The sequence below is a fragment of the Vibrio sp. B1FIG11 genome, from assembly GCF_905175335.1.
Taxonomy (GTDB): domain Bacteria; phylum Pseudomonadota; class Gammaproteobacteria; order Enterobacterales; family Vibrionaceae; genus Vibrio; species Vibrio campbellii.
This window is the reverse complement of sequence record NZ_HG992752.1, coordinates 1,091,178-1,116,026: the sequence shown is the minus strand read 5'-3', so window position 1 is coordinate 1,116,026 and position 24,849 is coordinate 1,091,178. Positions and strand designations below refer to the sequence as shown.

Annotated in this window: 24 protein-coding genes and 1 pseudogene; 16 read left to right on the top strand and 9 right to left on the bottom strand. The window is 43.6% G+C overall.

The features are described from left to right. Positions 1 to 110: 110 nt before the first annotated feature. Together KHO06_RS21840 and KHO06_RS21835 are read right to left on the bottom strand one after the other, a co-directional pair. Complete coding sequence (locus tag KHO06_RS21840) at positions 111 to 641, bottom strand: hypothetical protein (RefSeq protein ID WP_005427028.1); 531 nt, start codon at positions 639 to 641, stop codon at positions 111 to 113. A gap of 165 nt (positions 642 to 806) precedes the next feature. Continuing rightward, a complete protein-coding gene (locus KHO06_RS21835) occupies positions 807 to 1,178 on the bottom strand; it encodes a NirD/YgiW/YdeI family stress tolerance protein (RefSeq protein WP_005427087.1) in 372 nt (123 codons plus the stop codon). 163 nt (positions 1,179 to 1,341) lie between these two features. On the opposite strand from KHO06_RS21835, the gene KHO06_RS21830 reads away from it, so the two are divergent. The 4 genes from KHO06_RS21830 (at position 1,342) to modC (ending at position 5,442) form a co-directional block, all read left to right on the top strand. Beyond that, on the top strand, positions 1,342 to 2,793 hold the full coding sequence (locus KHO06_RS21830) for a cobyric acid synthase (protein ID WP_212582497.1): 1,452 nt from the start codon (positions 1,342 to 1,344) through the stop codon (positions 2,791 to 2,793). A 90-nt stretch (positions 2,794 to 2,883) separates the two neighbouring features. Next, positions 2,884 to 3,663, top strand: coding sequence for a molybdate ABC transporter substrate-binding protein (gene modA / locus KHO06_RS21825; RefSeq protein ID WP_212582496.1), 780 nt, complete (start codon positions 2,884 to 2,886; stop codon positions 3,661 to 3,663). After that, entirely contained in the window at positions 3,650 to 4,339 is a 690-nt protein-coding gene (gene modB, locus KHO06_RS21820; protein ID WP_212582495.1) for a molybdate ABC transporter permease subunit, read from the top strand. Before modA ends, modB begins: the two co-directional genes overlap by 14 nt. Beyond that, positions 4,336 to 5,442, top strand: a complete 1,107-nt coding sequence (gene modC / locus KHO06_RS21815) for a molybdenum ABC transporter ATP-binding protein ModC (RefSeq protein ID WP_212582494.1) — start codon at positions 4,336 to 4,338, stop codon at positions 5,440 to 5,442. Before modB ends, modC begins: the two co-directional genes overlap by 4 nt. Positions 5,443 to 5,527: 85 nt before the next feature. Here modC and KHO06_RS21810 read toward each other — a convergent pair whose 3' ends face one another. Beyond that, a complete protein-coding gene (locus KHO06_RS21810) occupies positions 5,528 to 5,932 on the bottom strand; it encodes a DUF3069 domain-containing protein (protein WP_212583419.1) in 405 nt (134 codons plus the stop codon). A gap of 280 nt (positions 5,933 to 6,212) precedes the next feature. Between KHO06_RS21810 and KHO06_RS21805 the strand changes: the two genes are divergently transcribed. After that, positions 6,213 to 7,172 (top strand): diguanylate cyclase, encoded by a 960-nt coding sequence (locus KHO06_RS21805; protein ID WP_212582493.1) that lies wholly within the window; start codon positions 6,213 to 6,215, stop codon positions 7,170 to 7,172. A 123-nt stretch (positions 7,173 to 7,295) separates the two neighbouring features. On the opposite strand, the gene KHO06_RS21800 is transcribed toward KHO06_RS21805, so the two are convergent. Then, positions 7,296 to 8,540, bottom strand: a complete 1,245-nt coding sequence (locus KHO06_RS21800) for a GGDEF domain-containing protein (protein ID WP_212582492.1) — start codon at positions 8,538 to 8,540, stop codon at positions 7,296 to 7,298. Positions 8,541 to 8,795: 255 nt separating this feature from the next. Here KHO06_RS21800 and KHO06_RS21795 point away from each other — a divergent pair, with 255 nt between their 5' ends. From KHO06_RS21795 to KHO06_RS21755, 9 genes are all read left to right on the top strand, one after another. Then, entirely contained in the window at positions 8,796 to 9,164 is a 369-nt protein-coding gene (locus KHO06_RS21795) for a late competence development ComFB family protein (protein WP_021018234.1), read from the top strand. Positions 9,165 to 9,228: 64 nt separating this feature from the next. Further along, entirely contained in the window at positions 9,229 to 9,510 is a 282-nt protein-coding gene (locus tag KHO06_RS21790) for an HlyU family transcriptional regulator (RefSeq protein ID WP_012129329.1), read from the top strand. Positions 9,511 to 9,944: 434 nt separating this feature from the next. After that, positions 9,945 to 11,501 (top strand): Re/Si-specific NAD(P)(+) transhydrogenase subunit alpha, encoded by a 1,557-nt coding sequence (locus KHO06_RS21785; protein ID WP_005427189.1) that lies wholly within the window; start codon positions 9,945 to 9,947, stop codon positions 11,499 to 11,501. A 12-nt stretch (positions 11,502 to 11,513) separates the two neighbouring features. Beyond that, on the top strand, positions 11,514 to 12,908 hold the full coding sequence (gene pntB, locus KHO06_RS21780) for a Re/Si-specific NAD(P)(+) transhydrogenase subunit beta (protein WP_212582491.1): 1,395 nt from the start codon (positions 11,514 to 11,516) through the stop codon (positions 12,906 to 12,908). Positions 12,909 to 13,096: 188 nt separating this feature from the next. Then, a complete protein-coding gene (gene vxrA / locus KHO06_RS21775) occupies positions 13,097 to 14,518 on the top strand; it encodes a sensor histidine kinase VxrA (RefSeq protein ID WP_348638094.1) in 1,422 nt (473 codons plus the stop codon). Further along, positions 14,493 to 15,155 (top strand): response regulator transcription factor VxrB, encoded by a 663-nt coding sequence (vxrB, locus tag KHO06_RS21770; RefSeq protein WP_005427102.1) that lies wholly within the window; start codon positions 14,493 to 14,495, stop codon positions 15,153 to 15,155. Before vxrA ends, vxrB begins: the two co-directional genes overlap by 26 nt. 8 nt (positions 15,156 to 15,163) lie before the next feature. Next, positions 15,164 to 16,045, top strand: coding sequence for a DUF2861 family protein (locus KHO06_RS21765; protein ID WP_005427200.1), 882 nt, complete (start codon positions 15,164 to 15,166; stop codon positions 16,043 to 16,045). A 59-nt stretch (positions 16,046 to 16,104) separates the two neighbouring features. After that, positions 16,105 to 17,226, top strand: a complete 1,122-nt coding sequence (locus KHO06_RS21760) for a conjugal transfer protein TraF (protein ID WP_045457038.1) — start codon at positions 16,105 to 16,107, stop codon at positions 17,224 to 17,226. Positions 17,227 to 17,268: 42 nt separating this feature from the next. After that, the gene (locus tag KHO06_RS21755) at positions 17,269 to 17,424 is read left to right on the top strand and encodes a YoaH family protein (RefSeq protein WP_005427041.1); all 156 of its coding nucleotides are present in this window, start codon (positions 17,269 to 17,271) and stop codon (positions 17,422 to 17,424) included. Positions 17,425 to 19,347: 1,923 nt separating this feature from the next. On the opposite strand, the pseudogene KHO06_RS21750 reads toward KHO06_RS21755, so the two are convergent. Beyond that, positions 19,348 to 19,856, bottom strand: a pseudogene (locus tag KHO06_RS21750) (helix-turn-helix domain-containing protein); the annotation flags it as partial. A gap of 169 nt (positions 19,857 to 20,025) precedes the next feature. Between KHO06_RS21750 and KHO06_RS21745 the strand changes: the two are divergent. Further along, positions 20,026 to 20,391 (top strand): phage protein, encoded by a 366-nt coding sequence (locus KHO06_RS21745; RefSeq protein WP_212583394.1) that lies wholly within the window; start codon positions 20,026 to 20,028, stop codon positions 20,389 to 20,391. A 25-nt stretch (positions 20,392 to 20,416) separates the two neighbouring features. Here the strand turns inward: KHO06_RS21745 and KHO06_RS21740 are convergent, their stop codons facing one another. The 3 genes from KHO06_RS21740 to KHO06_RS21730 all read right to left on the bottom strand — a co-directional run bounded on the left by KHO06_RS21740 (position 20,417) and on the right by KHO06_RS21730 (position 22,458). Then, positions 20,417 to 21,079 carry a hypothetical protein gene (locus KHO06_RS21740; RefSeq protein WP_212583393.1) on the bottom strand — a complete coding sequence of 221 codons (663 nt, stop codon included), beginning with the start codon at positions 21,077 to 21,079 and terminating at the stop codon, positions 20,417 to 20,419. 8 nt (positions 21,080 to 21,087) lie between these two features. Next, positions 21,088 to 21,981, bottom strand: coding sequence for a DUF4747 family protein (locus KHO06_RS21735; protein ID WP_005427078.1), 894 nt, complete (start codon positions 21,979 to 21,981; stop codon positions 21,088 to 21,090). A gap of 207 nt (positions 21,982 to 22,188) precedes the next feature. Next, positions 22,189 to 22,458, bottom strand: coding sequence for a hypothetical protein (locus KHO06_RS21730; RefSeq protein ID WP_005427025.1), 270 nt, complete (start codon positions 22,456 to 22,458; stop codon positions 22,189 to 22,191). 900 nt (positions 22,459 to 23,358) lie between these two features. On the opposite strand from KHO06_RS21730, the gene KHO06_RS21720 reads away from it, so the two are divergent. Beyond that, positions 23,359 to 23,967, top strand: a complete 609-nt coding sequence (locus tag KHO06_RS21720; RefSeq protein WP_043883027.1) for a hypothetical protein — start codon at positions 23,359 to 23,361, stop codon at positions 23,965 to 23,967. Between the two features lie 98 nt (positions 23,968 to 24,065). On the opposite strand, the gene KHO06_RS21715 is transcribed toward KHO06_RS21720, so the two are convergent. After that, entirely contained in the window at positions 24,066 to 24,497 is a 432-nt protein-coding gene (locus KHO06_RS21715; RefSeq protein WP_212583392.1) for a helix-turn-helix domain-containing protein, read from the bottom strand. Positions 24,498 to 24,849: the final 352 nt, after the last annotated feature.

Sequence of the window (24,849 nt, the reverse complement as noted above, 5' to 3'; positions counted from 1 at the left end):
TTGGACGCTAAACATCGTATCGAATAACAAAAAGCCTCTCAACTGAGAGGCTTTTTATTTCATTCAATTGGTTAGCTCAGTATTAGGTGCATGAGCTTGGCCAGTTAAACTTAGTAAGCAAAACGCGCTGACAACACAAGTTGCTGACCGTAAGTACCGTTGTTTTTAAAATCGGCACCAAGTGACAACTGCTGTGTTGAGTGGAAGCGGGCGCCAAGGTTATAGACGGTCTCAGAGTCATCATTATCGATTAACTGACCAATACGGCCGTGCAATTCAATGTTCTGCATGAACCAAATACGAGTACCGATATTTACTTCGGTTTTCCACTCGTCACCTTCACCATTGTCTTTTTTGATATTGTGAACCAGCATTTGGCCGTAAATATCGGCAAACTGTCCAGCAGGACCGTTAAAACCAATACCACCGGCAAGGTCCCAATCTCCGCTAAATTCACTGTCGGCACGACCAATGAAATGGGTGTTTTCGGTGAAGTAGGTTGTGACTTCACCACCAAACGTACCAGGGCTGGTACCCATGCGGAATTCCATCATGTTGTAGTTGAAGTTGTTTGCATGTGCAGAAAGCGGCAAAACAGCGCACAAACCAAAGGCTGCAACCTTTAGAGCTTTACCTAGCATGGGTGTCTCCGGGCAAGAAAATAATACGAACGAAAAAAAGGTCTGCAAAATGCAGACCAAGATTTACAAAATATCATTTTAGGCGTTTATAGTCACCCAATGCACTAGGACAAAGTGCTAACTGATCAATGTTTTGCTGCTCAATTGAGCGGCTAAGAAGCCAGATTACATAACAACGAGGTGTTCAACTTCAATTTCAGGCTTGCTGCCGCCTTCAAACTCGCCAAATAGACGTACTTTTGTCGTTTGGTCGATTGGCGTCGTTAGTCGAATATCATCATCTAGCTCAACCATGATTTCACCAGAACCGTCGCTAAAGATAAATTGGTCCGCACGAGTTTGACGAAGTAGGTTGCCTTCTACAACCACGTCTTTTTCGGTGAACATACTTGAGTCTTTAATCAGTGCATCGACTTTCTCAACCGTAACAGGGCCATTAAATTGAATGCTTGATTGGCCGTGGTTGTGGTCTTTCGCCATTGCAACAGTAGGAGCGATAGCAAGTGCAGCGATAGTAGCAATAACAGTGTTTTTCATAATTTGGTTTCCCTATATAGGTGTTCGTTTTTGATGGTGCTATTAAAACAAACCTTATTTGAACCATTACTGATTCGAACATTCATATTCGATTCATTTTCTTGAGTCCTATGCTGAGATAACGTTATGATTGTTCACCTTCTTTTTCTCTTATTAAACGTTCATGAAATCACCAATCCCATCATTAATGGTTCAAGGCACCACCTCAGATGCCGGAAAAAGCGTCCTTGTGGCAGGTTTATGCCGTGTCTTAGCCCGCAAAGGGATAAAGGTTGCCCCATTCAAGCCACAGAATATGGCCCTCAATAGCGCAGTAACCAAAGATGGCGGAGAGATTGGGCGTGCTCAAGCCGTTCAGGCACAAGCTTGCAATGTTGAGCCTACGGTTCACATGAATCCTGTGCTGATTAAGCCTAACAGTGACACAGGTGCTCAGATCATCTTACAAGGCAAAGCATTGTCGAATATGGACGCTGTTGGGTTTCATGATTACAAGAGAGTGGCAATGGGAACGGTTCTGGATTCATTTGCAAAATTGACGGATGAATACGAATCCGTCATGATTGAAGGCGCTGGTAGTCCTGCGGAAATCAACTTAAGAGAAAATGACATCGCAAACATGGGCTTTGCAGAAGAAGCCGACGTTCCGGTCATTATTATTGCGGATATCGACCGTGGTGGTGTGTTTGCGCACTTGTATGGCACTTTGGCGTTATTATCCGAATCAGAACAAGCACGTGTGAAAGGCTTCGTGATCAACCGCTTCCGTGGTGACATCGGCTTACTTGAATCTGGCCTTGATTGGTTAGAAGAAAAGACAGGTAAACCAGTGGTGGGGGTATTGCCGTTCTTGCACGGTTTAAACCTAGAGGCAGAAGACGCCATAACTGCAGAGCAAGAGCTGTCTTCACAAGTGAAACTCAATGTTGTAGTACCTGTACTAACGCGCATCAGTAATCATACCGATTTTGATGTGTTGCGTCTTAACCCAGACATTAACCTTCGCTACGTTGGCAAAGGCGAAAAGATCGACAAAGCCGATCTGGTGATCCTACCGGGAACCAAATCAGTTCGTGATGACTTAGATTATTTGCGCAGCCAAGGCTGGGATAAAGACATTCAACGTCACATTCGTCTGGGCGGCAAAGTCATTGGCATCTGTGGAGGTTACCAGATGCTTGGCAAATTAATTGACGACCCTAATGGTGTGGAAGGCAGTCCAGGGAAGAGTGAAGGGCTTGGGTTGCTAGACATTACTACGACGCTAACCGACAGCAAACAACTGACCAACACACAAGCGCAGCTTTGCTTAAACGGTAAAACAGCGAATGTGAAAGGTTACGAAATCCATGTTGGACGTAGTGAAGTGCAGGGTGCTCAACCTTTGAAGTTAAGTTCTGGCGAAGCTGAGGGTGCGATCAGTGAGTGTGGCCAAATTATGGGAACCTACCTACACGGGTTCTTCGATGAGGCCGATGTGCTAAGCCTCGTGTCTGAATGGGTAAACGGCACTCAAATCAAACAGCAAGATTTTGAACAGCTCAAAGAACAGGGCATTAATCGCATTGCAGATGCGATAGAACAACATATGAATCTTGACTTTCTGTTCAAATAAAACCAGTTTTTAACTGTTTGAAGCATAAATAAAAGTAGGCATTGTGCTCTACATTTTCTTTTTCTGCCTGTCTAGCACTGGAGTGTTTTTATGAAAGCATGGAAGATTCATGCTTGCCTAGCGGCAATATTGAGCGTCTCGTCAGCAGCAAACGCAGCGACTGATCTTAAAGTCTACGCGGCCTCGTCAATGACCAACGCGATTGATGATATCGCGCAAAAGTTTGAGCAACAGTATGACGTAAAAGTCACGCCAGTTTACGGAGGCTCCTCATCCATCGCTCGCCAAATTCTAAACGGCGCACCAGCTGATGTGTTTATCTCTGCAAACACTAAGTGGATGAACTATCTAGTAAAATCAAAAACAGTAAAGAGTGACAATGTCACTAATTTGGTTCACAACAGTCTCGTTCTTATCGCACCACAAGCTTCAACGGTTACTTCTTTCAACTTTTCAGATGCCAATGCATGGAGTCAAGCATTAGCAGGTAATCGCCTTGCGCTTGGCAACCCAGTCTCGGTGCCTGCTGGTATGTATGCTCGTGAATCTCTTACCAACCTTGGCGTTTGGAAGCAGCTTGAGCGACAAGTGGCGCCAGCAAAAAATGTTCGTCTTGCATTAGCGTTAGTTGAGCGCGGTGAAGCACCACTTGGCGTTGTCTACAAAACCGATGCACTTTTAACGAATAAGGTAAAAGTGGTCGGCGAGTTTGCCAATAACACCCACGCGGACATTGTTTATCCAGCGGCAATCGTAAAAGACTCAACGCAATCTAAGCAGTTTTTTGAATACTTGAAATCCGACGATGCCAAACAAGTATTTGTGCAATATGGATTTACAATAAAAAGGGCACAGAGTGACAGAACTTGAATACCAAGCCTTAATACTAAGCCTAAAAGTCGGCGCCTATGCCGTCGTTTGGTTAATACCACTCGGCATTGCTCTGGCTTGGTTACTTTCTCGAAAACAGTTTATCGGTAAATCCATTCTCGACAGTCTGATCCATTTACCATTGGTATTGCCGCCAGTGGTGATTGGTTATCTATTGCTGATCTCATTAGGCCGACAGGGGGTTCTTGGCAGTTGGCTTTATGAACACTTTGGTTTGGTGTTCAGCTTCAATTGGAAGGGGGCGGTTATCGCTTGTATCGTTGTTGCGCTGCCTTTGATGGTGCGTTCCGTTCGCCTTAGCTTAGATAATGTTGATCCTAAACTAGAACACGCGGCTTCAACGTTAGGCGCATCACCTTTAAAGGTATTCCTTACTATCACGCTGCCTTTAACGATCCCAGGCATTATCACTGGCACTATGCTTTCTTTCGCTCGCAGCTTGGGCGAATTTGGAGCAACGATCAGCTTTGTTTCTAACATTCCCGGCGAGACCCAAACTATTCCATTGGCGATGTACAACTTCATCGAAACGCCTGGAGCAGAGATGGAAGCCGCGCGCTTGTGCATCATCTCCATTACTTTGGCTCTCTCGACATTAATGATATCAGAGTGGTTAAATCGCAAAGCTTCAGCGCGTTTGGGAGCTAAACGATGAGCATAGAAATCCAATTTAAACAATCACTTGGTGAAACTGATTTTGACATCGCTTTATCGTTACCGGGTAACGGAATAAGTGCGTTGTTTGGCCGTTCTGGTGCCGGAAAGACCACACTAATCAACGTTATCAGCGGGTTGGTGACGCCAAAGCAAGGTAAAGTTTCGATTGGTGAACACGTTCTTTTCGATAGTGATGCCGGAATTAATTTACCGACACACAAGCGCAAGATTGGCTATGTATTCCAAGACTCTCGTTTGTTTCCGCATTACTCCGTGAAAGGCAACTTACTCTACGGCGTAGTCGAAAAAGATGATGATTATTTCGATAAAGTGACAGAGCTACTCGCTATTAACCCGTTACTGAAACGCTTTCCAATCTCTTTATCCGGTGGTGAGAAACAACGTGTCGCCATCGCTCGAGCCTTGCTCTCAAAACCCAATCTGCTATTGATGGATGAACCATTGGCATCATTGGATATGCCACGTAAGCGCGAAGTGATGCCATTTTTGGAGGAGTTGTCTGAGCAGGTCAACATTCCAATAGTCTACGTTACCCATAGCTTGCAAGAGATCCTTCGTCTGGCGCAGCACCTGTCGATTCTCGATAAAGGCAGAATCATGACGTCAGGTAAATTAGAAGAGGTGTGGGCTTCTCATGCCATGCGCCCTTGGCAGTCGTTCTCGGACCACAGTAGTTTGTTTGAAGGAAAGATCGCGACTCATCACGAGAAATACGCGTTGACGTGTGTGAAACTCGCACCAAACGCTTGTCTGTGGGTGCAAAAAGTCGATGGCGAGCCAGATACGCCAATCCGACTTCAAGTACGTGCAAACGATGTTTCTATCGCGTTAGAAAAACCGGTCTCTACGTCGATTCGTAACGTGCTACCAGCGACCGTTGCATCTATAGAAGAGCTGACTACGGGCGACGACAAGCAAAGTATCACCGTTTCACTTAAGTTAGATGAAGAATGCCACTTATGGGCGACGATAACACCGTGGGCATTAGATGACTTGAACTTAAAAGTCGGTGATAAGGTTTATGCGCAAGTTAAAGGTGTGAGTGTCACGCAACGCGATATTGCTTTGGCGCACCATTAAATTGACTAAACCGCAGATACGCAAAAGACCACAGATACACAAAAGGCCGCAGGTGCGGCCTTTATTATTAAAGAGAGTGTCGGAATTACTTCACGAATACTTCTTTGAATTCACGCTTAAGAAGAGGATCACGACGTGCTTTCTTAAGTTGCTTAACCATGTCTTTCACGCAGTTGTGTAGAACATTGTCTAGCAGTTGAGCACGGTAGTCTTCTTTATCTTCATCTGTCATGTTTTCTGGAAGGTTAAGAGTCGGGAATTCTTCCATTACGTTTAGACCAGCGAAAGCTTGGCCTACAGATACTAGAGCGTGGAATTGCTCGAAGTTGTCCAGAATGTTTTGTGCACTTGCTGGCATTTCATTCCAAGATTCACGAACAGCTTCTTCAGACACTTCATGGATAGAGGTAACCATCTCAAACATTTGCTCAGGAACTTCGTCAAATTCGATAACTTTACGTAGTTCTGGAGAAATAGTTTCTAGATCGATTTTTTTTGCTTTCGTTGTTAGTTGCTTCTGACATGGTGAGTCCTGTTAGTACATAAAAGCGCACATTATTTATAGTGCATGTTGTAACGAGATTCGAGTGGCTCTTGCTACAAAAGGCGGGAATATTAATACCAAATGCATCAAATAGCTACCATAAGAACTATTTGATTACGTGACCGTTCAACAAAAAAATATAGCACGAAATTTGTCGCGTAATGCAACAACCGTGCGTGTATGATATATGTTTAGTAAAGACTGAGAAAAAAAAATGGAACGCGCTATGCAACCGACAGGGACCTCTATGCGCATTCTCCTGGTTGATGACGTACAACTAGACCGAATGCAGTTGGCTATACGATTAAAACAGCAAGGTCACATTGTAAAAGCCGTTGGCAACGGGATAGAAGCACTGAATACTTATGAAAGCTTCGACCCAGAACTCGTGCTGCTGGATATCGCGATGCCAGACATGAATGGCTTCGAAGTCTCACTTCATATCAGAGAAACCTTCCCAGATTGGATCCCAATCATCTTCTTGAGTAGTCACGAAGAGCCCGAAATGATCGCAAAAGCAATACAAGCGGGTGGCGATGACTACTTGATCAAACCTGTCGACAAACTTGTTCTCAACTCTAAGCTTATGGCAATGCAGCGTATTGCGCATATGCGTCGTGAGCTCAAACAAGCGACCGCTAAGTTAGAAGAAGTGAACTCTTTATTACAACAACAAGCCAACGAAGATGGTTTGACCAAACTCTATAACCGTCGCTATATAGACCAGAAGTTAGAAACCATGATTGCGTGGCACGGACGTCATCATATGCCAATGGCGTTGATTCTTTTGGATGTCGACTTCTTTAAGCCATTCAATGACAACTACGGCCATATAGAAGGGGATCGCTGCCTACAAGCCATCGCAAACCAGCTTAAAGCAACCTTCTGCCGCTCTGGAGAATATGTAGGTCGTTATGGTGGTGAAGAATTTGTCATCCTCCTGAATAGTACCGACGCGCAAACCGCAGAAAGAGAAGCGGAGAGGATTCAAGAAGCATTGTACTTCTTAGATTACCCACATGCATATTCAAGCGTGGCAAATAGAGTGACAGTGTCACAGGGTGTGTTTGCGCTCCAACCAACGGGGAAAGATAAAGTCGCCGATTTGTACGCAACAGCTGACAGGGCGTTATATACGTCTAAATCCTTGGGAAGAAATACTTACACTGTAGTAAATGCTAGTTAAATCAGAAAGATATAAATCCCCAAAATATAGTGACGCTGTCACTTATTTGGAGTATTTTTCTAAGGTAAGGCTTGAGAAGTCTTAGAACCAAAAAACAAGCTTTAAAGAATTGGGAAGAAAGAATTACGCGTGGCAGTACTTCACACAGTTACGGCCCGCTTTTTTTGCTTTATATAGAGCATCATCTGCCAGCTTAATCACATCAGCAGGGTTACGCGCGCTGCGGCTATCCGCAACACCAAAACTGGCTGTTACAGATACCGTTTTCTGCTTCGATTCCGCATTACCGCGTTTTTTGCGTCCTTGTTTATTGTCGTCAGGACGGTTGTCTTGGTCACGTAGAATCATTTCATACTGAGCAATAAGCTCACGAACTTCTTCTAAATGAGATTCGCAATCTTCGGTGTATTTACCTTTAAACACGATGGTGAACTCTTCACCACCAAATCGGTAAACCTTTGCGCCGCCTTGTGTCTTCATCAATCGAGAAGCGACCATTTTGAGCACATCGTCGCCGGTATCGTGGCCATAGGTGTCGTTGAACTTCTTAAAGTGGTCAACATCCAGCATCGCAATAGTAAACTTGCGTCCCATATGCTTAAGGTCTAGATCCAATGCGCGACGGCTAGGGATGAGCGTTAAACTGTCGGTGAAAGCTAGTTGGTGGCTGGCTGATGTCGAGTAGATGATGATCAGCAAACCTGTAAGGGTAAACATGGTGCTCGAAATGTATTGAACATCGAAGAAGATAAACGTCGCTGATGCCAATACCATGGCTGAGTATGTCATGGCATGAATGATCTTGTTTTTCTTCAAAACCAAAATGCCCAAAAAGCACACAATGCCAATGCAATACAGCACTAAAACCAATGGTAACTTTGAAACGGTTGGAACAATAAACAAGATGCCATTGGTCCACTCCTCAAACCCACCTTCAACATAGTAGGTCAAGGTTACGTAAGACCAAAACACAAACATACTCAACATAAGTACATAAGTGAGTGTCGCTTTGGAATCGAAGCCCTCTTTATTGAAGAGGAATACGGCCAAGAACGAAACGGGAAGGAGGCTTGCTAAAATAGTGAGCTCTAAAAGCGCCGTGCCAGTTTGTAGTGGTACCTGTAAACGATGTTGAATCACAAAGTAGGCGAGCAACATGGCAATGCAGACCATGGACTCTCGTCCTTGCTTGAACGAGTAACACATCAACAACGCACAACCGAGCAAAATGTAGGGCAAGTTTGCAGCAATTCCCCAGTTAGATTGAGTCATCTGAATGATGTTATCCATACCCAAACTGACCATGCCCCATAACAAGACTGGGAATAGGAAGCGAAAGCCTGGGGAGGTCATTAAAGATGATGCCATCTACTACAAATTACCTGAAAATAGTTGAATATATCTAGAGGGTTACATTAAGCATTCAATTAATACCGTGCGTAAACAGTATAATTTCAGACGCTTTCAAAACTAACAAGAATACGTGTATTTCGGAATTTTCCAAGTGTTTTACAGCGAACGCTGACAAAAAGAGAGAGGTTGATTAAATTAAGAGCAATCAACGAGTTGCAGAGCGAGTTCGACTGCTATAATTTCAAGGTGTTGAACAAAGGAGAAAAATCGATGCAGATCAGTTCAGACGTACACAATTACATGGAAACCTTGGTTGGACAGGTGCTCGCTTCAGACCAATACGTAGATCAATTCGACAACGAACAACTGGCGGATATCGCGTGTTTAGCTCTGATCCAGCTTAAGCCTGTTTATATTCGTCATGACATCGATTTTCTGTCGGCACTCCCAGAACGCAAATTGGCGCAGTTCAAACAAAGTGTTGATGTCGCTGTTGAGAACGCAGCAACAATGATTCAAGAAGACAGACGCAAAAATCGTAACAATGATGTGCCTGTAATTTTGTCGCATACCAGTTATGATGAAGACAAAGAACTGGATTGGTTCGAAAAACCGATCCTAAACGTCAACATAAAGTAAATGATGTTCGCTACCGTATATAAGAATCAATATACAGAAGAGTGGGCGTCCCCAAGGAGGAACCGTGGGATTCTTTTCGCGCTTGTTTGGTGGCAGTGATAAAACTGCTGAAGTAAAAACCGTCGAACCAGTCGAGTACAAAGGCTACCTGATCTATCAAGAAAGCCTTTCAGAAGGCGGTCAGTACCGCATTGCTGGACGCATCGAGAAAGACTTCGACGGAGAAGTGAAATCACACCGTTTTATCCGATCGGATTTGCTTGGTTCAGAGCAAGACGCCAACGAACTGATGCTAAAAAAATCGCAGATGTTTATCGACCAAATGGGCGAAAAGATCTTCGATTAAGAAATCACTGCAACTTGATACGAATCATCTTAAAGAGAGCCATTAGTGTATATGCTGATGGCTCTCTTTCTTTTTTAGGCTTAAATATTTGTAAAACAAGCAATTAACACATATCTGGTTAGACCTCTGCTGAGTAGCGCTAATCGTAGTTATTTTTCAGCGCGAAGTAGACAAATATTCATTACTTAGCGTTATATGTAATGAAATTTAGTATTTTTATTACAAAATACTTGAAGTCACGATAGACGTTCGATAAAAACAGAAGAATAACAGGGCTGTTAGTCAAGATGTGGCTGTGCAAATGGGTGACCCCAAACACCATCATTCGTTTGTGTTTTCTTGCGTAGTAAACAGATAGAAATAAAAAAGAATTAGAGTAGAGCGACGCTCTGTTTTGGGACTAATTATTGATATGTATACAAGGAGTATGCGTTTTGCAAATCGGTGTACCTAAGGAAATACTCGCAGGTGAATCGCGAGTAGCTGCATCACCTAAATCGGTTGAGCAGTTAATTAAGTTGGGGTTCGATGTCGCAATCGAATCACAAGCGGGGGTGCTAGCCAGTTTCGATGATGCCGCTTATGAAGCAGCAGGGGCGAAAATTGTATCTAGTGAAGAAGTATGGACGTCAGGTTTAATCCTTAAAGTGAACGCGCCACTCGTAGATGAAGAAAAAGGCATCGACGAAATCGCATTACTGCAAGATGGCGCAACATTAGTGAGCTTTATCTGGCCTGCTCAAAATGCTGAGTTAATGGAACAACTCTCTAGCAAGAACATCAACGTTCTCGCAATGGACGCGGTTCCTCGTATCTCTCGTGCGCAAGCATTAGACGCACTCTCTTCTATGGCGAACATTGCTGGTTACCGTGCAGTGGTTGAAGCCGCTCATGAATTCGGTCGATTCTTCACCGGTCAAATTACCGCAGCAGGTAAAGTGCCGCCAGCGAAAGTACTGGTTGCAGGTGCAGGTGTTGCAGGTCTTGCTGCTATCGGCGCTGCTGGTAGCCTTGGCGCTATCGTTCGCTCTTTTGACGTTCGTCCTGAAGTAAAAGAGCAAGTTGAATCGATGGGCGCAGAGTTCCTAACCGTAGACTTCAAAGAAGATTCCGGTTCAGGTGACGGCTACGCGAAAGAAATGTCGGATGAATTCAACAAAAAAGCCGCTGAGCTATACGCTGAGCAAGCGAAAGACGTTGATATCATCATCACAACGGCTCTGATTCCTGGTAAACCTGCGCCAACGCTTATCACCAAAGAAATGGTGGATAGCATGAAAGCGGGTAGCGTAATCGTCGACCTTGCTGCCGCAAACGGTGGTAACTGCGAATACACAGTAAAAGATCAAGTGATCACCACGGCGAACGGTGTAAAAATCGTTGGCTACACCGACATGGTAGGTCGCCTGCCTACGCAATCTTCTCAGCTTTACGCTACCAACCTTGTAAACCTTCTAAAACTGCTTTGTAAAGAGAAAGATGGCAACATCGATATCGACTTCGAAGACGTCGTACTTCGTGGCGTAACAGTAGTAAAAGAAGGCGAAGTGACATGGCCTGCGCCACCAATTCAGGTGTCGGCACAGCCACAAGCTAAACCGCAAGAGCCCGTTAAGCCTCAACCTAAAGTTGAAGAGCCAACGTCACCAGTGAAGAAATTCGGTGCACTCGCTGTCGGTTTAGGTGCCTTTGCTTGGGTTGCTTCTGTTGCTCCGGCTGCGTTCTTATCTCACTTCACCGTATTCGTACTAGCGTGTGTGGTAGGTTACTACGTAGTTTGGAACGTAACACATGCACTGCATACTCCACTTATGTCTGTAACCAACGCGATTTCAGGCATCATCGTAGTAGGTGCACTGCTGCAAATTGGTCAGGGTAATGGCGTCGTTACCTTCCTATCATTCATTGCTGTACTCATTGCAAGCATAAACATCTTTGGTGGCTTTACCGTGACCAAACGTATGCTTGAAATGTTCCGCAAAGATAAATAATAGGAGTGACCAATGTCTGCAGGATTAGTACAAGCGGCATACATTATTGCTGCGCTATTTTTCATATTAAGTCTCGCGGGACTTTCTAAACAAGAATCGGCAAGAAAAGGTAACTACTACGGTATTGCGGGTATGGCGATTGCGCTTATTGCGACAATCTTTAGCCCGAATGCAGAAGGGTTCGTTTGGGTCATCATCGCGATGGTCATCGGTGGTAGCATCGGTATCCACTACGCAAAGAAAGTAGAAATGACCCAAATGCCAGAACTGGTTGCGATCCTACACAGCTTTGTAGGTATGGCTGCAGTTTTGGTAGGTTACAACAGCTACCTCGAGCCACCAGCACCAGTTTCAACTGACCTTGCTGGTATTCACGCTGAGCACGTGATTCACCTAGTGGAAGTATTCCTTGGCGTGTTCATCGGTGCGGTAACCTTTACTGGTTCAGTCGTTGCTTTCGGTAAGCTACGCGGCACGATCTCATCTTCGCCACTAAACTTGCCTCATAAGCACAAAATGAACCTTGCGGCGATCGTCCTTTCTACGCTTCTTATGATTTACTTCGTAAAAGCGGACGGCAGCATGTTCGCACTGATCGTAATGACGCTGATTGCATTCGCATTCGGTTACCACTTAGTGGCGTCTATCGGTGGTGCAGATATGCCAGTTGTGGTTTCAATGCTGAACTCATACTCAGGTTGGGCAGCGGCGGCGGCAGGTTTCATGCTTGCAAACGACCTACTGATCGTAACGGGTGCACTAGTTGGTTCTTCGGGTGCGATCCTTTCTTACATCATGTGTAAAGCTATGAACCGCTCGTTCATCAGCGTTATCGCTGGCGGCTTCGGTCAAGAAGTTGTGATTTCAAGTGATGAAGAGCAGGGCGAACACCGCGAAACGTCAGCTGAAGAAGTGGCAGAAATGCTGAAGAACTCAAAATCAGTGATCATCACTCCAGGATACGGCATGGCAGTAGCTCAAGCACAATACCCAGTGCATGAGATCACGGAGACATTGCGTAATCAAGGCATTGAAGTTCGCTTTGGTATTCACCCTGTAGCTGGCCGTTTACCAGGTCACATGAACGTTCTACTGGCAGAAGCAAAAGTGCCTTACGATATCGTACTAGAGATGGACGAGATCAACGATGACTTCCCGGAAACAGATACCGTTCTGGTTATCGGCGCGAACGATACAGTGAACCCAGCAGCGCTTGAAGATCCAAACAGCCCAATCGCAGGCATGCCTGTATTAGAAGTTTGGAACGCGCAAAACGTAGTCGTATTCAAGCGTTCAATGAATACCGGTTACGCTGGCGTACAAAACCCACTGTTCTTTAAAGAAAACACCTCAATGCTATTCGGTGATGCGAAAGAAAGCGTCGAGGCAATTTTCAAAGCATTGTAAAATATTTGCTCTAAAACTAACCAAGGCCAGCATTCGCTGGCCTTTTTTTTGTGGGGCTTCAATGTTATAGTACTGCAAATCCTTGAGCCGCCTAATGTCATTCGCTTGTTTATTGATGTATAGTTCTGGCTAATATAACAAGTAACGGTAACAGTTTGATTAAACAGTTTTTGCTCCGTTCTGCTTTAATGCTGCCAATTTTCTCGGCACCCGCATTTGCAGATTCATTACCAGAACGAATAGATACGTTTACAGAGCTATTTAATTACGAAGTAGCCCTTAAATCGTATGATATACGCATACTGCAATCTAACTACCCAACCAAATTGCTCTCACCGGACTCAATGTTGCCGCAAACGGCAGACTACCCGCTGAAAGATATTCAGCAGTTGTACCGTTTAGCCAACACGTGTCGCGGAAAATTACCGTTAAGCCCTTTAATTACTGAACCTTTAGTCTTTACGCGTGCCATATGTAAGGGGACGCAACTGACACCGCGTTGGTTCTCGCGCAGCGGTTTGATCCACCCAGGTGGGGGAACCTATGCAGCGCGTTATGCAGAAAAGTATCCAGCGCTTCGTCTTAAACTTGCTCAATACATGCATATCAAAGAGCGAACTAACGATGAAGGGGATGAACTACTCGCAAGCCTGCAAAATATGGATGACGATGCGATCAACGCACTCATCGCCGGCGCGAGTATGTTTATTGAAGGCAAAGAGCTGTGGCTACGCCGTGGCGACCATTATTTTGTATTCGCCAAAAACGTATGGCAGGAAAACGTTGCAAACGCTGGCCTGTCTTACGGATTAGCATCAGAAAGCCGAAGCTGTTTCGTAAAACGCGGTAATATCTGCTGGGATGTAGAAGATCACTCACAAGTGTTGCGGATCAGTATGATCATCCTTGTGATTGCCAACATCTTGCTGGTAATAGGCTGGGCAGTGTATCGTTGGAACAGCAAGCGTGAAGAAATGCGCAGCCGTATGCTGGTACTGCAGATTCTAACGCACGAGCTAAGAACGCCAATTGCATCGTTGTCTTTAACCGTTGAGGGATTCCGTCGCGAGTTTGAACATCTTCCTGAAAGTGTTTACGACGAATTTCGCCGATTGTGTGAAGATACGCGCCGATTACGCCAGTTAGCGGAGGCAAGTAAAGATTATTTGCAATCTGATAACCAAATGCTTGCAACAGACTGGGTTCCATCGGTTGCAGAATGGCTAGAATATAAGATTGAAGAAGAATTTGATAACGCTGTACTATTCAAAATAAACGAAGATGTAGCTGCTAAAGTTAACGTGTACTGGCTTGGGACCTGTATCGACAACTTGCTACGAAACGCACTGAAGTATGGTGAAGCACCGGTAGAACTACGTGTAGAAACCAGTGCAGATAAGATCATTATCCAAGTCATAGATGCCGGCAGCTTGACTGCAAAAGATTGGGCAAACCTAAGAAAACCGTTCGTAAGTAAGAGCGGATTAGGGCTTGGATTAACAATAGTTGAATCAATGGTAGGCCGCATGGGCGGAAAAATGTCCCTAATGGGACCACCTACAACCTTTATATTGGAGATACCTTGTGAAACAGACACTGCTTCTCGTTGAGGACGATAAAAACTTGGCTGACGGCCTGTTAGTAAGCCTGGAACAAGCAGGATATGAGTGTTTACATGTGGAGCGTATTTCAGACGTTGAGCCACAATGGAAAAAGGCTGACTTAGTCATTCTGGACCGCCAACTACCAGATGGCGATTCAGTACAATCTCTTCCTGAATGGAAAAAAATTAAAGATGTTCCAGTAATTCTGCTTACTGCACTTGTTACTGTTAAAGATAAAGTTGCTGGTCTAGATTCTGGCGCGAACGACTACTTAACAAAACCTTTCGCTGAAGCCGAGCTATTTGCTCGTATTCGTGCACAACTTCGTGCACCAGATGCAGCAGAACAGGGCAACGCTGACAAAGTGATGACCAAAGACCTAGAAATCGACCGCGCGACACGCGAAGTTGTATTCAAAGGCGAAATGATCACACTGACTCGTACTGAGTTTGATCTGCTGTTGTTCTTGGCATCAAACCTTGGCCGCGTGTTTACACGTGATGAACTACTAGACCACGTTTGGGGTTACAACCATTTCCCTACAACTCGTACAGTAGACACACACGTACTGCAGCTTCGTCAAAAACTGCCAGGTCTTGAAATCGAAACGCTTCGTGGCGTTGGCTACAAGATGAAAGCGTAATCGCAAGAATGAAAACACTACTTCCTGTAGTTCTATCATTACTGTTAGTGAAACCAGTCCATGCAACGGACTGGTTTCAATCCAATACGCCTTTAACCCAAGCACACCAACATCTTCTTGAAGATGACCTTGGTGGCATGTTCAACTCCCTTGTTGAACTTTGGCAAAGCGAACCCAACAAAGAAACCAGACCGCATCTTAATGACTTGCTCGCTCAATCATTATCAAAAGACTGTGGTAAGTCTCTCACAGGCGTTACGCTTCCAGATTGGATCAGCGGTATTAACGTTATCCGCCAAACTATTCAAAGCCCAGGGCGAGATACCTATCGACTCGTGGTTAAGCTGCGCGCGACAACCGATATCGAAGACATCTCATTTCGCCGTTGGGTTGATAGCTCAATCTCTGCTGATAGCTCCTTCAATTATGAAGAGCCGCAAGAGGGAACCGAGCTGGCTAACGAGCGCAACTTCCTTAAACGCTATAACTTAACCGGTAAGTTAGACGCGGGGTTGTACCATCTCTCTATTACCACAAAAGACAAGCGCACATATCGTACTTGGGTGATTTTGGGGGATTCAAACTCATCGCAATACGTTCGTTGGACATCAAAAGAGAATTGGAAAGTAGAAAAGAGCGCACTTCGTAATCCGCACTGTCCTTTACCGCAATTGGAAGTAGGCTTATACGACTACATCGAAGGCCAATACGATCAAGTGTGGAAAAAGACCTACGAATCGAACTACCCAAATGCACTCGAACTCGACGGTATTCCAAACGATCGCTACGTTTTAGCTGTCAGCATTAACAGTCGCCGTTGGCAAGGGGACATAATTGTGGAGCAAGCTCAAACTATTAGCCGAACTTATGATGTTTCTCTCGAAGAATAGCTAAAGAAATTACACTTGTGCCGATATAAGTTCAGGAAGAACGAAAACACAAGTGTAGTATGAAGACACAATACAAAATTTTAGCCACCACTATGACTGCAGCGCTATTCTCAGGCGCTGCTTCTGCTGCCACTTACGCAATTGAAGCTCGCAGTGATGCAATGGGTGGCGTGGGCACCGTATCTGCCTCTTACCTAACCGCACCATTCTTTAACCCAGCGCTTACCGCCATTTACCGACGTAACGATGACGCAGGCATGATTGTGCCGAGCTTTGGTATCAACTATAACGACCAAAACGGTTTAATCGATGAGATTGAGCGAATAGGCAAACTCACGGACCCAACCGAGATCGTAAACTCATTAAATGCCATTGATGGCCAGAAAATGGACTTCGATTTAGGCGGTGTGGTTGCAGTTGGTATCCCAAACAAGTTCTTGTCTGCGACCGCTTACGGCAAACTGTATACCGAATCTTTCGTAGAGCCGACCATCGATACTGTAAGCGGCGACCCGTTAAATGACAGTTACGTGCGCGGTGTATCCATTGGCGTAGCGGAAGCGGGTATTTCACTGGCGAAGTACACCAACTTCATGAACCAGCACCTGTCATTTGGTATCACACCAAAACTGCAACGCATCTACACCTATTCATACGCGACCAGCTTTGCCGCATTTGACACTAAAGACCTGCGTGAAAATGAAACCGCAGAAACCATGTTCAACTTAGATGCCGGTGCACTTTGGTTCTTTGGACCATATCGCTTGGGTATCTCTGCCAAGAACTTGATTGGCCGTGACGTGAAAACCAAATCGTTCACATACAACGGCGACACGATCCAATCCTATGAGTACAGCATGCGACCAGTTTACACCGTTGGTGCGGGTTACGTAGCCGATTACTTTAGCTTTAGTGTTGATTACGATTTAAACGAAGAGAAGAAGTTCTCTACATTTGATGACAACACACAAATGCTACGTGCCGGTTTTGAGATTGATGTCCTTCGCCAGCTTGCACTTCGTGGCGGTTATATGACAAACCTAGCTCGTTCAGATGACGAGGGGACGATCACTGCCGGTCTTGGCTTATCGCCACTTAACTTAATTGAAATAGACATTGCAGCCCGATACACCAACGCAGATGCAATGGGCGCTTCAATTAATTTCCTTGCGACCTATTAAGCGAATCGTTATAGTCAGCTCCTCACATTGAGGAGCTTTTTTATGTTTGACGATTTACCACCTCTGTCCCATCAAGAACAGCAACAAGCTGTAGAACGTATTCAAGAACTAATGCAAAAGGGCACTAGTACCGCAGAAGCGATTAAGATCGTTGCAGAGCAAATTCGAGCAGAATACGCCGCAAAGAAACAAGATTAAGAAATTACAAAGAGCAGGGCACAGACCCTGCTTTTTTACGCCCGTTGTATAGCCCTCGAAAACAAACAACTCACCACCTTTCGCCACGTTCATCTGACAAAACATTTAGTTACCGCGTCACACTCATAGATCCAAAGTAGAGTGGAAAACACTGCCATAATGCATTGGTAAAATTTTACTAATTGCAATTAACTGTCACCTTTTCCAAGTAGTCGAAAACCCTGCAAAAAATCCACCCCAAGCGTTAACTTTCGTAAATACAGCAACTTAACTCAACATAAAGAACTGACGCACACTTATTTACCACCTGAGGTTGTAATTAAATTACAAAGCCAAATTAAAAGGTATTTCTGAGTAGTGGAATATCCTGTAAAAATCTAAAAGAGACACCGTCACTTTGAATGATAATAATTTAAGTTAGTTGTATAGGGAGTTTTGATGGCAGTAAGTACTTGCGGACTAAATTCCATCGAATCAGAAATACTCGAGGAAAACAGAAAATCTAAAGGCCTAAATCGTACGAATTGAGATTGGTTGAACGTCCAGTTAGAGCCGTTATGTGAGAGAAAATGATCACTGGGCTACATAGCGAGCCATAGTACTTTAGAGAGCAGTTTTACTTAGGTGTTACATCGTAACGTTTGGTCTAATAAAAAGGGAGAAGACCAGCCGCTCGTGCCTTTGATAATGAATACAGAGAGCAAACATTGGTAACGAACATCAATTACTGCTTGGAGGGGCGCTTCCTTTCTTCACTTGATTTTGCTCCAAGACAGAAACTCAGTGTCGGGCTCCGAAAGGAAACATAAGCGTGTCGGCCGGGTGAGTTATGTAGAGTGTGTCTAAACATTGTGTAATGTGGATCTTCAAAACGTTTAAACCTTTCGAGCGAGTTCAGAACCGTACTAATGATGATTTACACAGCGTAATCTGAACCGATACCTTGGGCATGTCTATTGACCTAGACGGGCTTCGAAAATGTTAATACTTACGTTTCCATGATCAGTGAGAAGCCTACTAAAAAGCCGAACCCTTGGCGATGGGGTTCGGCTTTTTGTTCTTCATAGTAGTCTGACTCACTTCGTTCCCAACCACACCGGTAACACACCAAAGTGTTGATGAAAGGTTTATCGCGTTGGTTCGCAGACAAGGCCAAACTAATCTTCAGTATCAATCCATTTGGGCATTCATAGGAAAGCTTCTTGAGTTACTGTATTGGATATCCTTGTAGTTACCCTTCATTGCACCATTCGAAACAGACAGATAGTTGATCGTCACAGCTGGATTGCCACTATATCCGTTAATATTAATTTCTATTTTGCCATCTTGTTTGGTTGCCACACCGACCCCGGACTTAAACACATTGCCATTATGCTCGTAGGTCATGCGCACTCGGATGTCGGTACTAGGGGTAAGCTTGATCTAAGAACTGTAGCTTCCAGTTATCAGTCAGGCTCCACCTGGTATTCGTTAGCATGTTGATTGAACTTGGGTTCGCGAAGTTTCTAGCGATTTTCATGGTGCCATATTGATCGAGAAAAATGATCTCGTCTCTGCCATCTCCATCCGTGTCACCCAAAGCAAACTGAGACACTTGATGACCGCTTAAGATCGTTTCTACAGAGAAATCGCTTTCAGCCACTGCATTGTAAGATAGGAAAAGTAGGGGTAGGCATAATGCTTTTGATTTTGTAATTAGCACAACATATTGACTCTTATTATGGATTTGCGAGCAATATATATTCTCTGGTGTAACTCAGTGCAATGATTAATTTTATAAAATCATGAGAATCTATCGAGGATCCCACAAACGACTAGATTTAACTTTAGTTCTCATTCTAAATAGAACTATCGTTTGGCCTAATAAATCGTCAGAGTGAGCATGTAATCAAAGGCCGATTCGGTTTCGCTGAACCTTAATTACATCAGACGACCAGTCGGATCATCGATGAAGACCAGTAAACAACATTTGTCAGCGCGTCCTTCAAACCAATCATGGTGAGAGCCATCTATTTGAACGAGCTCGCCTAAACAATCACGTCGGTAGCGAGGTTGGTAAATTCGAGGCTTGCGTTTAGAGTGTGGGACCCAAAGTCCGTCGGCGATCATCCATCGACGGAGAGTCTCTTTAGATACAGCGATGTTGTGTTGCTCTGAGAGTTTTTCTAGAGCGAGCGTTGGTGAGAAATCAGAATAATACTTGTGAATGATCTTTAGTATTTCAACTCTAAAATCTTCAAGGTAACGTCGGTTACTTGGACGACCACGAGCTGCGTGCGCGAGACTTTGAGCTCCTAAAGTGGAGAGTCGATTGAGTAAACGCCGGACATGACGAACAGACACATTTAGAATAACTGCAGCATCAACTTGACGCAATCGCTTTCACGGACGTCAGACAGAACCTTAAATCGATAAATATCTTTTTCACTCATCGTAATCAACATCGGTTAAAGCCTCAAAAGCAAACAATGTTGTTAATCTTAGGAGGACATTTTAAAGTGGCTAAAACCGGACATTACTAAATTGCTCTAACAGATTTTATGCTTAATGCAGTTGCATATCAATTATTTATAAAATGCCCCGCTTTTGAGGGAAAATTCAATGAAGTATCACGAAATGACAAAAAACTATATTTTTCGTGAGTTTGAATGTGGTTTATCCGTCGAACAAGTTGCTGATCTTTGTTTAAAAAGTGTGAGAACAATCAAAGAATGGGATAAGGGAAAAACGATTCCATCGGAGTGTAAAAGGCTTATGCGGATGACAAAAGGAAGGGAGCTAAGTTCATCTGAACAGTGGGAGCACTTCAAGATGCATCACGACAGATTGGAGCTACCAACAGGGCAGTTAGTTACAGCACAGAAAATTTTAACAGGGATTGCTTTGTTAGAGATTGGGGCGCTGACTGACTTAGAAGCAGCTGGACAAGTATTGAAGTACGCAAGGGCTCTTAAAGAGATGATGTGATGTAAAGAAGGCTCCGAAAGGAGCCTTAATTCAAAGTTTCATTTTTGTTCAATTGAGCTTCCAATTCTCTTTTTCTTTTACGCATATCTTCTAATTCTTGTTCTTTCTTGAGTAGCTCTCTAATTTTTTTACCAGTTCCCTTGGATTGATAATCGTCATAGCATGCCGACACGCTAAAGAGTGCCAGAACGGAACCGAGAGCTGAGAGCAAAGCATATATGAATAAAAAGTAACTAAACGCGTAAAACCCTAAAGTAACTAATTCAAATTTATCACCTAAGGCTTTGACGATAACATGGTCAGCGGGTAGCGTTACGTCATAAGCTTTGTTTACAACAGCGCATAGAATAGAAAACACCTGTAGGAATATAAAGTGTGCAAAAGTAGCGTTGACTTCCATGAAAGGAGAGACTTCATCTGGATCTCCCTCATCTACACCAGAGATAGTAGCTTTGAAGTCTTCGTCACCGATCGCAACCCACATAGCAAAACCGCCAAGAGTGAAGCCCAATAGGTTAGGCATTACCGACAGTACAGTGTCCCACCATCCTGTTTTTGTCCACTGTGTGTATAGTAAGGCAGTAAAGGCTATTGCTAGATAGAAAAAGGCACTACTAAACAGGGCTTTAATCCCACCGTAAGCCTTCCAGTATCTTCTAATAACATTTTCCCGATTGAGCTCTGACATAGTTTAAATTAACTGATCCAATCTTTTACTCGTTGTTTGATCGTAGCTCCGACACGAATGAGTTCGTCGTAAGCACTGGAAATTGCAGGGTTATAAAAGTTGTCTTCTTTTAATGGATGTTCCTTAGTGCTAAACACTTCTATATGTCCAGATTCATTCTTTCGTTTGAACTCAACTTCACCATTCTTTGCAGCGACCTTAGCTTCAAGTTTAGTTATCTCGTCTAGCAATAGCTCAGCTTCTCGGTCTGCTTTTAGGATGCGTTCCTCACTGATGGCATTGATTTTTGCGAGACGCGATTTAATCTTACCTTCAGTTTTAGATAGCTGATCCGGATTAGGGCGGTTGGTAACCATGCGTAAGCATTTTAAACCCGAAAGAGACAGGAAACTATCGATTGTATCTGTTTCTGGGACGATTGTTACTTCTACATTACCAAATTTATTCGCAATTGATGGCGAAGCAAACAGTGATTCAAACAATGACTTGGCATAGTGCGCGCTGAACGTTTGTCCATCATATAAAGATTCAAAAACCAAAAGGTGTGTATCTGGGTAAAAAATGAAGCTGAATTTCGACATGTTCGGCTTCAGGTGATCTGGAATATCTTTGATTTTTTCTAGGTCTTCATCTGATGCGATATCTTGAGAGTTGATGTCATACCAATCTGCATCTTTATCGATGTTTGTATACTTAACGATCTCACCAAGAACAGGACTACTAGACTTATTCTGCTTATCGAAGTAACTAATATGAATAACTGTAGCGTAAGTATCCCCTCTAAGTTTAACTGGAGCACTTTGCTTCTTTAAAGTGAAAAAGAGCTCAATGTAAGTCTGTTGCGAGTGGGGGTGGGTGACGATATTTAAGGCAGAGTAAGAAAGTTTTTTCGTTAGCTTCATGCGTTTTTCTCTCATTAAACAGGATGATGTACTACACTTGTCCGGATTCTATGCTATGAAACGAAAGCCATAAAGCTGAATTTTGTTAGATAGTGAAAATACGTCACACTTATTTGATCCCAAACATACGTTTTTGCGATCAATGATTAGTAGACACACCGAAAAAAGGCTCAATGGAGCCTTTAATTAACTTTGTCTTATTGGTTTCTAGATGAAGCTTGAGTATTTATCAATAAATGCTCTAACTTCGCCAATAGATTTTGCGGCCACAGCTTCTGTTACAGCTCCGTCTGGCAACTTACCATGCTGGTTATAAATGCTTGCTGAAGTAACAAAAGCTGCATGTGTCACTGGATCTAAGACATCACTGTCACTCCCTTCGAAAGCACCCTGGTTTGCAATCCAACGACCATCTTCACCTTTCACTTCGTCGAAGGCTCTGCGTACAAAACCTTCATCTCTAATACCACGATCCATTTTTTTCCTCGATCAATAATTTATTCGTCAACCCCATAAGTACAAGGGGAATAATTACCACTGCAAATTACAGTAAGCGCGATGATAGCAGTGCAATGGCATAGGGTATAGTTGCATATTCGTATCTAATTATTTCAGAAAAACAATGCACACTGAAAAATCGAGGAATTTACCCCCGTAATACAGATACGGGGGTTTTGACCTCCCGCCGCACGTCGCGCAATCGTCCTAGCCCGTCCTCACTTGCTCCGCGCTCTAGTCGGCAGTCAAACCAAATCATTAGAAAGAGAAAAGCCTTGCTCGACACTCGCAAAGCTTCAGATGTGTCCCGGTGGGTTTGCGCGCCTCTGTTGTGGTGAGGCTCTGCAAGGCGGGCTTAGCAGGAAAGTAGGGCGACGGAAGCGCTGCCAGACAGCTGGAAACCAAACAAAAGTGTAGGGGGCTTGGATGGAAATCGCCCTAGTTAACGCATTATCCGATCTGGACTTTTTGTCTGAGTCGCTTGTGATGTTTGCGCTGACGGGGATGAATCTGAAATAACAGATTGCTATCAACAAGCAACTCCCCAAGGGGCTGCAAGATATTCGAGAAAGCGTGTTGGTTCTAAAAGCTCCGCGCAACGCTCACGCATAAAGGATTAAAACGTGCGACTGACTTCGAACCCACACTAATGACTATTTATACAGCGGGCAGGGAGCCTATACATTTGACAGGTCGATTGACCTCTACAGGCTTCCAATTCGTTTTCATCGACGTCCACCAAAATCAAGAAGCCTAAGAAAGCCGAACCTTAGCGATGGGGTTCGACTTTTTTGCGTTAAACATTAGGCAATTAGTTTATATGAAACCATAAATAAATGATAATGAGGCGTGAATGTGAAACTTTAAAGAGTAAACAATGTGTTTGATAGAATCATTAGTTACATAGAAGCAGGAGATTATCTATTTGTTTTTATGGCAATTGCCTTTTCTCTTCTAGTGAATCTTAAGCATATCTTGGACAGCATAAACGAGCACAAGAAAAAGAGGTTTAAGATTCTTGAGCAATCCATAAACCTACCAATCCAAGATCATCGGCTAAAATCACACCTCAACTCTGAGTTAGATGCGGAAATTTTTTACTTAGCGCACAACGTTCGAGTAAGCAGCGTATTACTCGATAGCCTGTTAAAGCTAAAAGATGAAATCGGGGACAGAATATCATTCTTGCATATCGTCAGGTGCAGTAAACTCGCTCCAGATTTAACAAATATAGAAGATAAGGATTTCCAAATAAAGCTTAGCTTTTTTGACAGGGCTTATGGAATATACAATTTTTCATTTGGATTAATTGGGTTCACCATTGGGATATTTTGGTTTGCCTATAGTCTGTACTTGCTATCAACTTCACCTAACGTTAATAGCCTCATAGTTTCCTTACTAACTTTAATTGTTGGCTTTGCTATGATGCATCAAGCGACACCAATGATATCCACTAGGTTGATAAACAAAGAATTAAAGTTAAGATAAAATCAAAGTCAGGAGTTAAATTTGGGGAAAGAAGTACAATTGATTTAGAACCTTAGAAATGACTCCTGAAACAGGACAACGCTCGCATATTGGATAATTCAAACCAATCTTTGAACGAGCTCGCCTAAACAATCACGTCGGTAGCGAGGTTGGTAAACTTTAGGCTTGCGTTTAGAGTGTGGAACCCAAAGACCATCAGCGATCATCCATTGGCGAAGCGTTTCCAAGGAGATATTAAATCCGTGAATCTCTATAAGCTTTTCATGTACGAGCGTTGGGCCAAAATTTAGATAGTATTCTGAGATAAGTTTGAGTACGTGGAGCTTGGTGTCATCGCTGATGCGATTACTCGAAGGTTTACCACGGTTGCCATGAGCTAGGGATTCAACGCCAAGTTCCTTAAAAGCTTTAAGTATGCGAGACAAGTGTCGGTAGCTTATTCCAAGAATGGATATGGCATCTCGGCGCTTTAACTTATTGTTTAACACATCTTGGATAATGGAGAAACGTTGTAATTCATGGTCGTTCATCGTAACTAGCATCCTAAATACCTCCAAGCAAACATAGGACATATTCACTTGGAAATATTAGGACATTATCGCTTTGGGTTTACAGATTCAGTACGCATTATGTATATTATGTTAAATCAAGTATCAACGTACGCCAAATCTTCTCTGGATTGGTCTCCTATCCTCTCAGATTTTAAAATACGACGCTTTTTGATAGTGTCATTAAACATAACCGTTATTTACCATAAAATAGCTAATCTGGATCTATCAATCTACGATTGCTCGCTCTGCTATTAGCTGGGTTTCTTTCAATAGCTGTTTTGTGTGTCGTGCTTTGCAGATGTTTATTTGGGTTAAGTTCTACAAACTTGTC

What these genes read in the sequence shown, in the direction of transcription:
- vxrA (WP_348638094.1), top strand. Translation starts at nt 13,097, where the DNA reads ATGCTGCCAATTTTCTCGGCACCCGCATTTGCAGATTCATTACCAGAA.
- KHO06_RS21800 (WP_212582492.1), bottom strand. Translation starts at nt 8,540, where the DNA reads ATGGCATCATCTTTAATGACCTCCCCAGGCTTTCGCTTCCTATTCCCA.
- KHO06_RS21760 (WP_045457038.1), top strand. Translation starts at nt 16,105, where the DNA reads ATGAAGACACAATACAAAATTTTAGCCACCACTATGACTGCAGCGCTA.
- KHO06_RS21730 (WP_005427025.1), bottom strand. Translation starts at nt 22,458, where the DNA reads ATGGATCGTGGTATTAGAGATGAAGGTTTTGTACGCAGAGCCTTCGAC.
- KHO06_RS21795 (WP_021018234.1), top strand. Translation starts at nt 8,796, where the DNA reads ATGCAGATCAGTTCAGACGTACACAATTACATGGAAACCTTGGTTGGA.
- KHO06_RS21805 (WP_212582493.1), top strand. Translation starts at nt 6,213, where the DNA reads ATGCAACCGACAGGGACCTCTATGCGCATTCTCCTGGTTGATGACGTA.
- modC (WP_212582494.1), top strand. Translation starts at nt 4,336, where the DNA reads ATGAGCATAGAAATCCAATTTAAACAATCACTTGGTGAAACTGATTTT.
- KHO06_RS21765 (WP_005427200.1), top strand. Translation starts at nt 15,164, where the DNA reads ATGAAAACACTACTTCCTGTAGTTCTATCATTACTGTTAGTGAAACCA.
- modA (WP_212582496.1), top strand. Translation starts at nt 2,884, where the DNA reads ATGAAAGCATGGAAGATTCATGCTTGCCTAGCGGCAATATTGAGCGTC.
- pntB (WP_212582491.1), top strand. Translation starts at nt 11,514, where the DNA reads ATGTCTGCAGGATTAGTACAAGCGGCATACATTATTGCTGCGCTATTT.
- KHO06_RS21745 (WP_212583394.1), top strand. Translation starts at nt 20,026, where the DNA reads ATGAAGTATCACGAAATGACAAAAAACTATATTTTTCGTGAGTTTGAA.
- KHO06_RS21830 (WP_212582497.1), top strand. Translation starts at nt 1,342, where the DNA reads ATGAAATCACCAATCCCATCATTAATGGTTCAAGGCACCACCTCAGAT.
- KHO06_RS21715 (WP_212583392.1), bottom strand. Translation starts at nt 24,497, where the DNA reads ATGAACGACCATGAATTACAACGTTTCTCCATTATCCAAGATGTGTTA.
- KHO06_RS21755 (WP_005427041.1), top strand. Translation starts at nt 17,269, where the DNA reads ATGTTTGACGATTTACCACCTCTGTCCCATCAAGAACAGCAACAAGCT.
- KHO06_RS21840 (WP_005427028.1), bottom strand. Translation starts at nt 641, where the DNA reads ATGCTAGGTAAAGCTCTAAAGGTTGCAGCCTTTGGTTTGTGCGCTGTT.
- KHO06_RS21735 (WP_005427078.1), bottom strand. Translation starts at nt 21,981, where the DNA reads ATGAAGCTAACGAAAAAACTTTCTTACTCTGCCTTAAATATCGTCACC.
- KHO06_RS21835 (WP_005427087.1), bottom strand. Translation starts at nt 1,178, where the DNA reads ATGAAAAACACTGTTATTGCTACTATCGCTGCACTTGCTATCGCTCCT.
- KHO06_RS21740 (WP_212583393.1), bottom strand. Translation starts at nt 21,079, where the DNA reads ATGTCAGAGCTCAATCGGGAAAATGTTATTAGAAGATACTGGAAGGCT.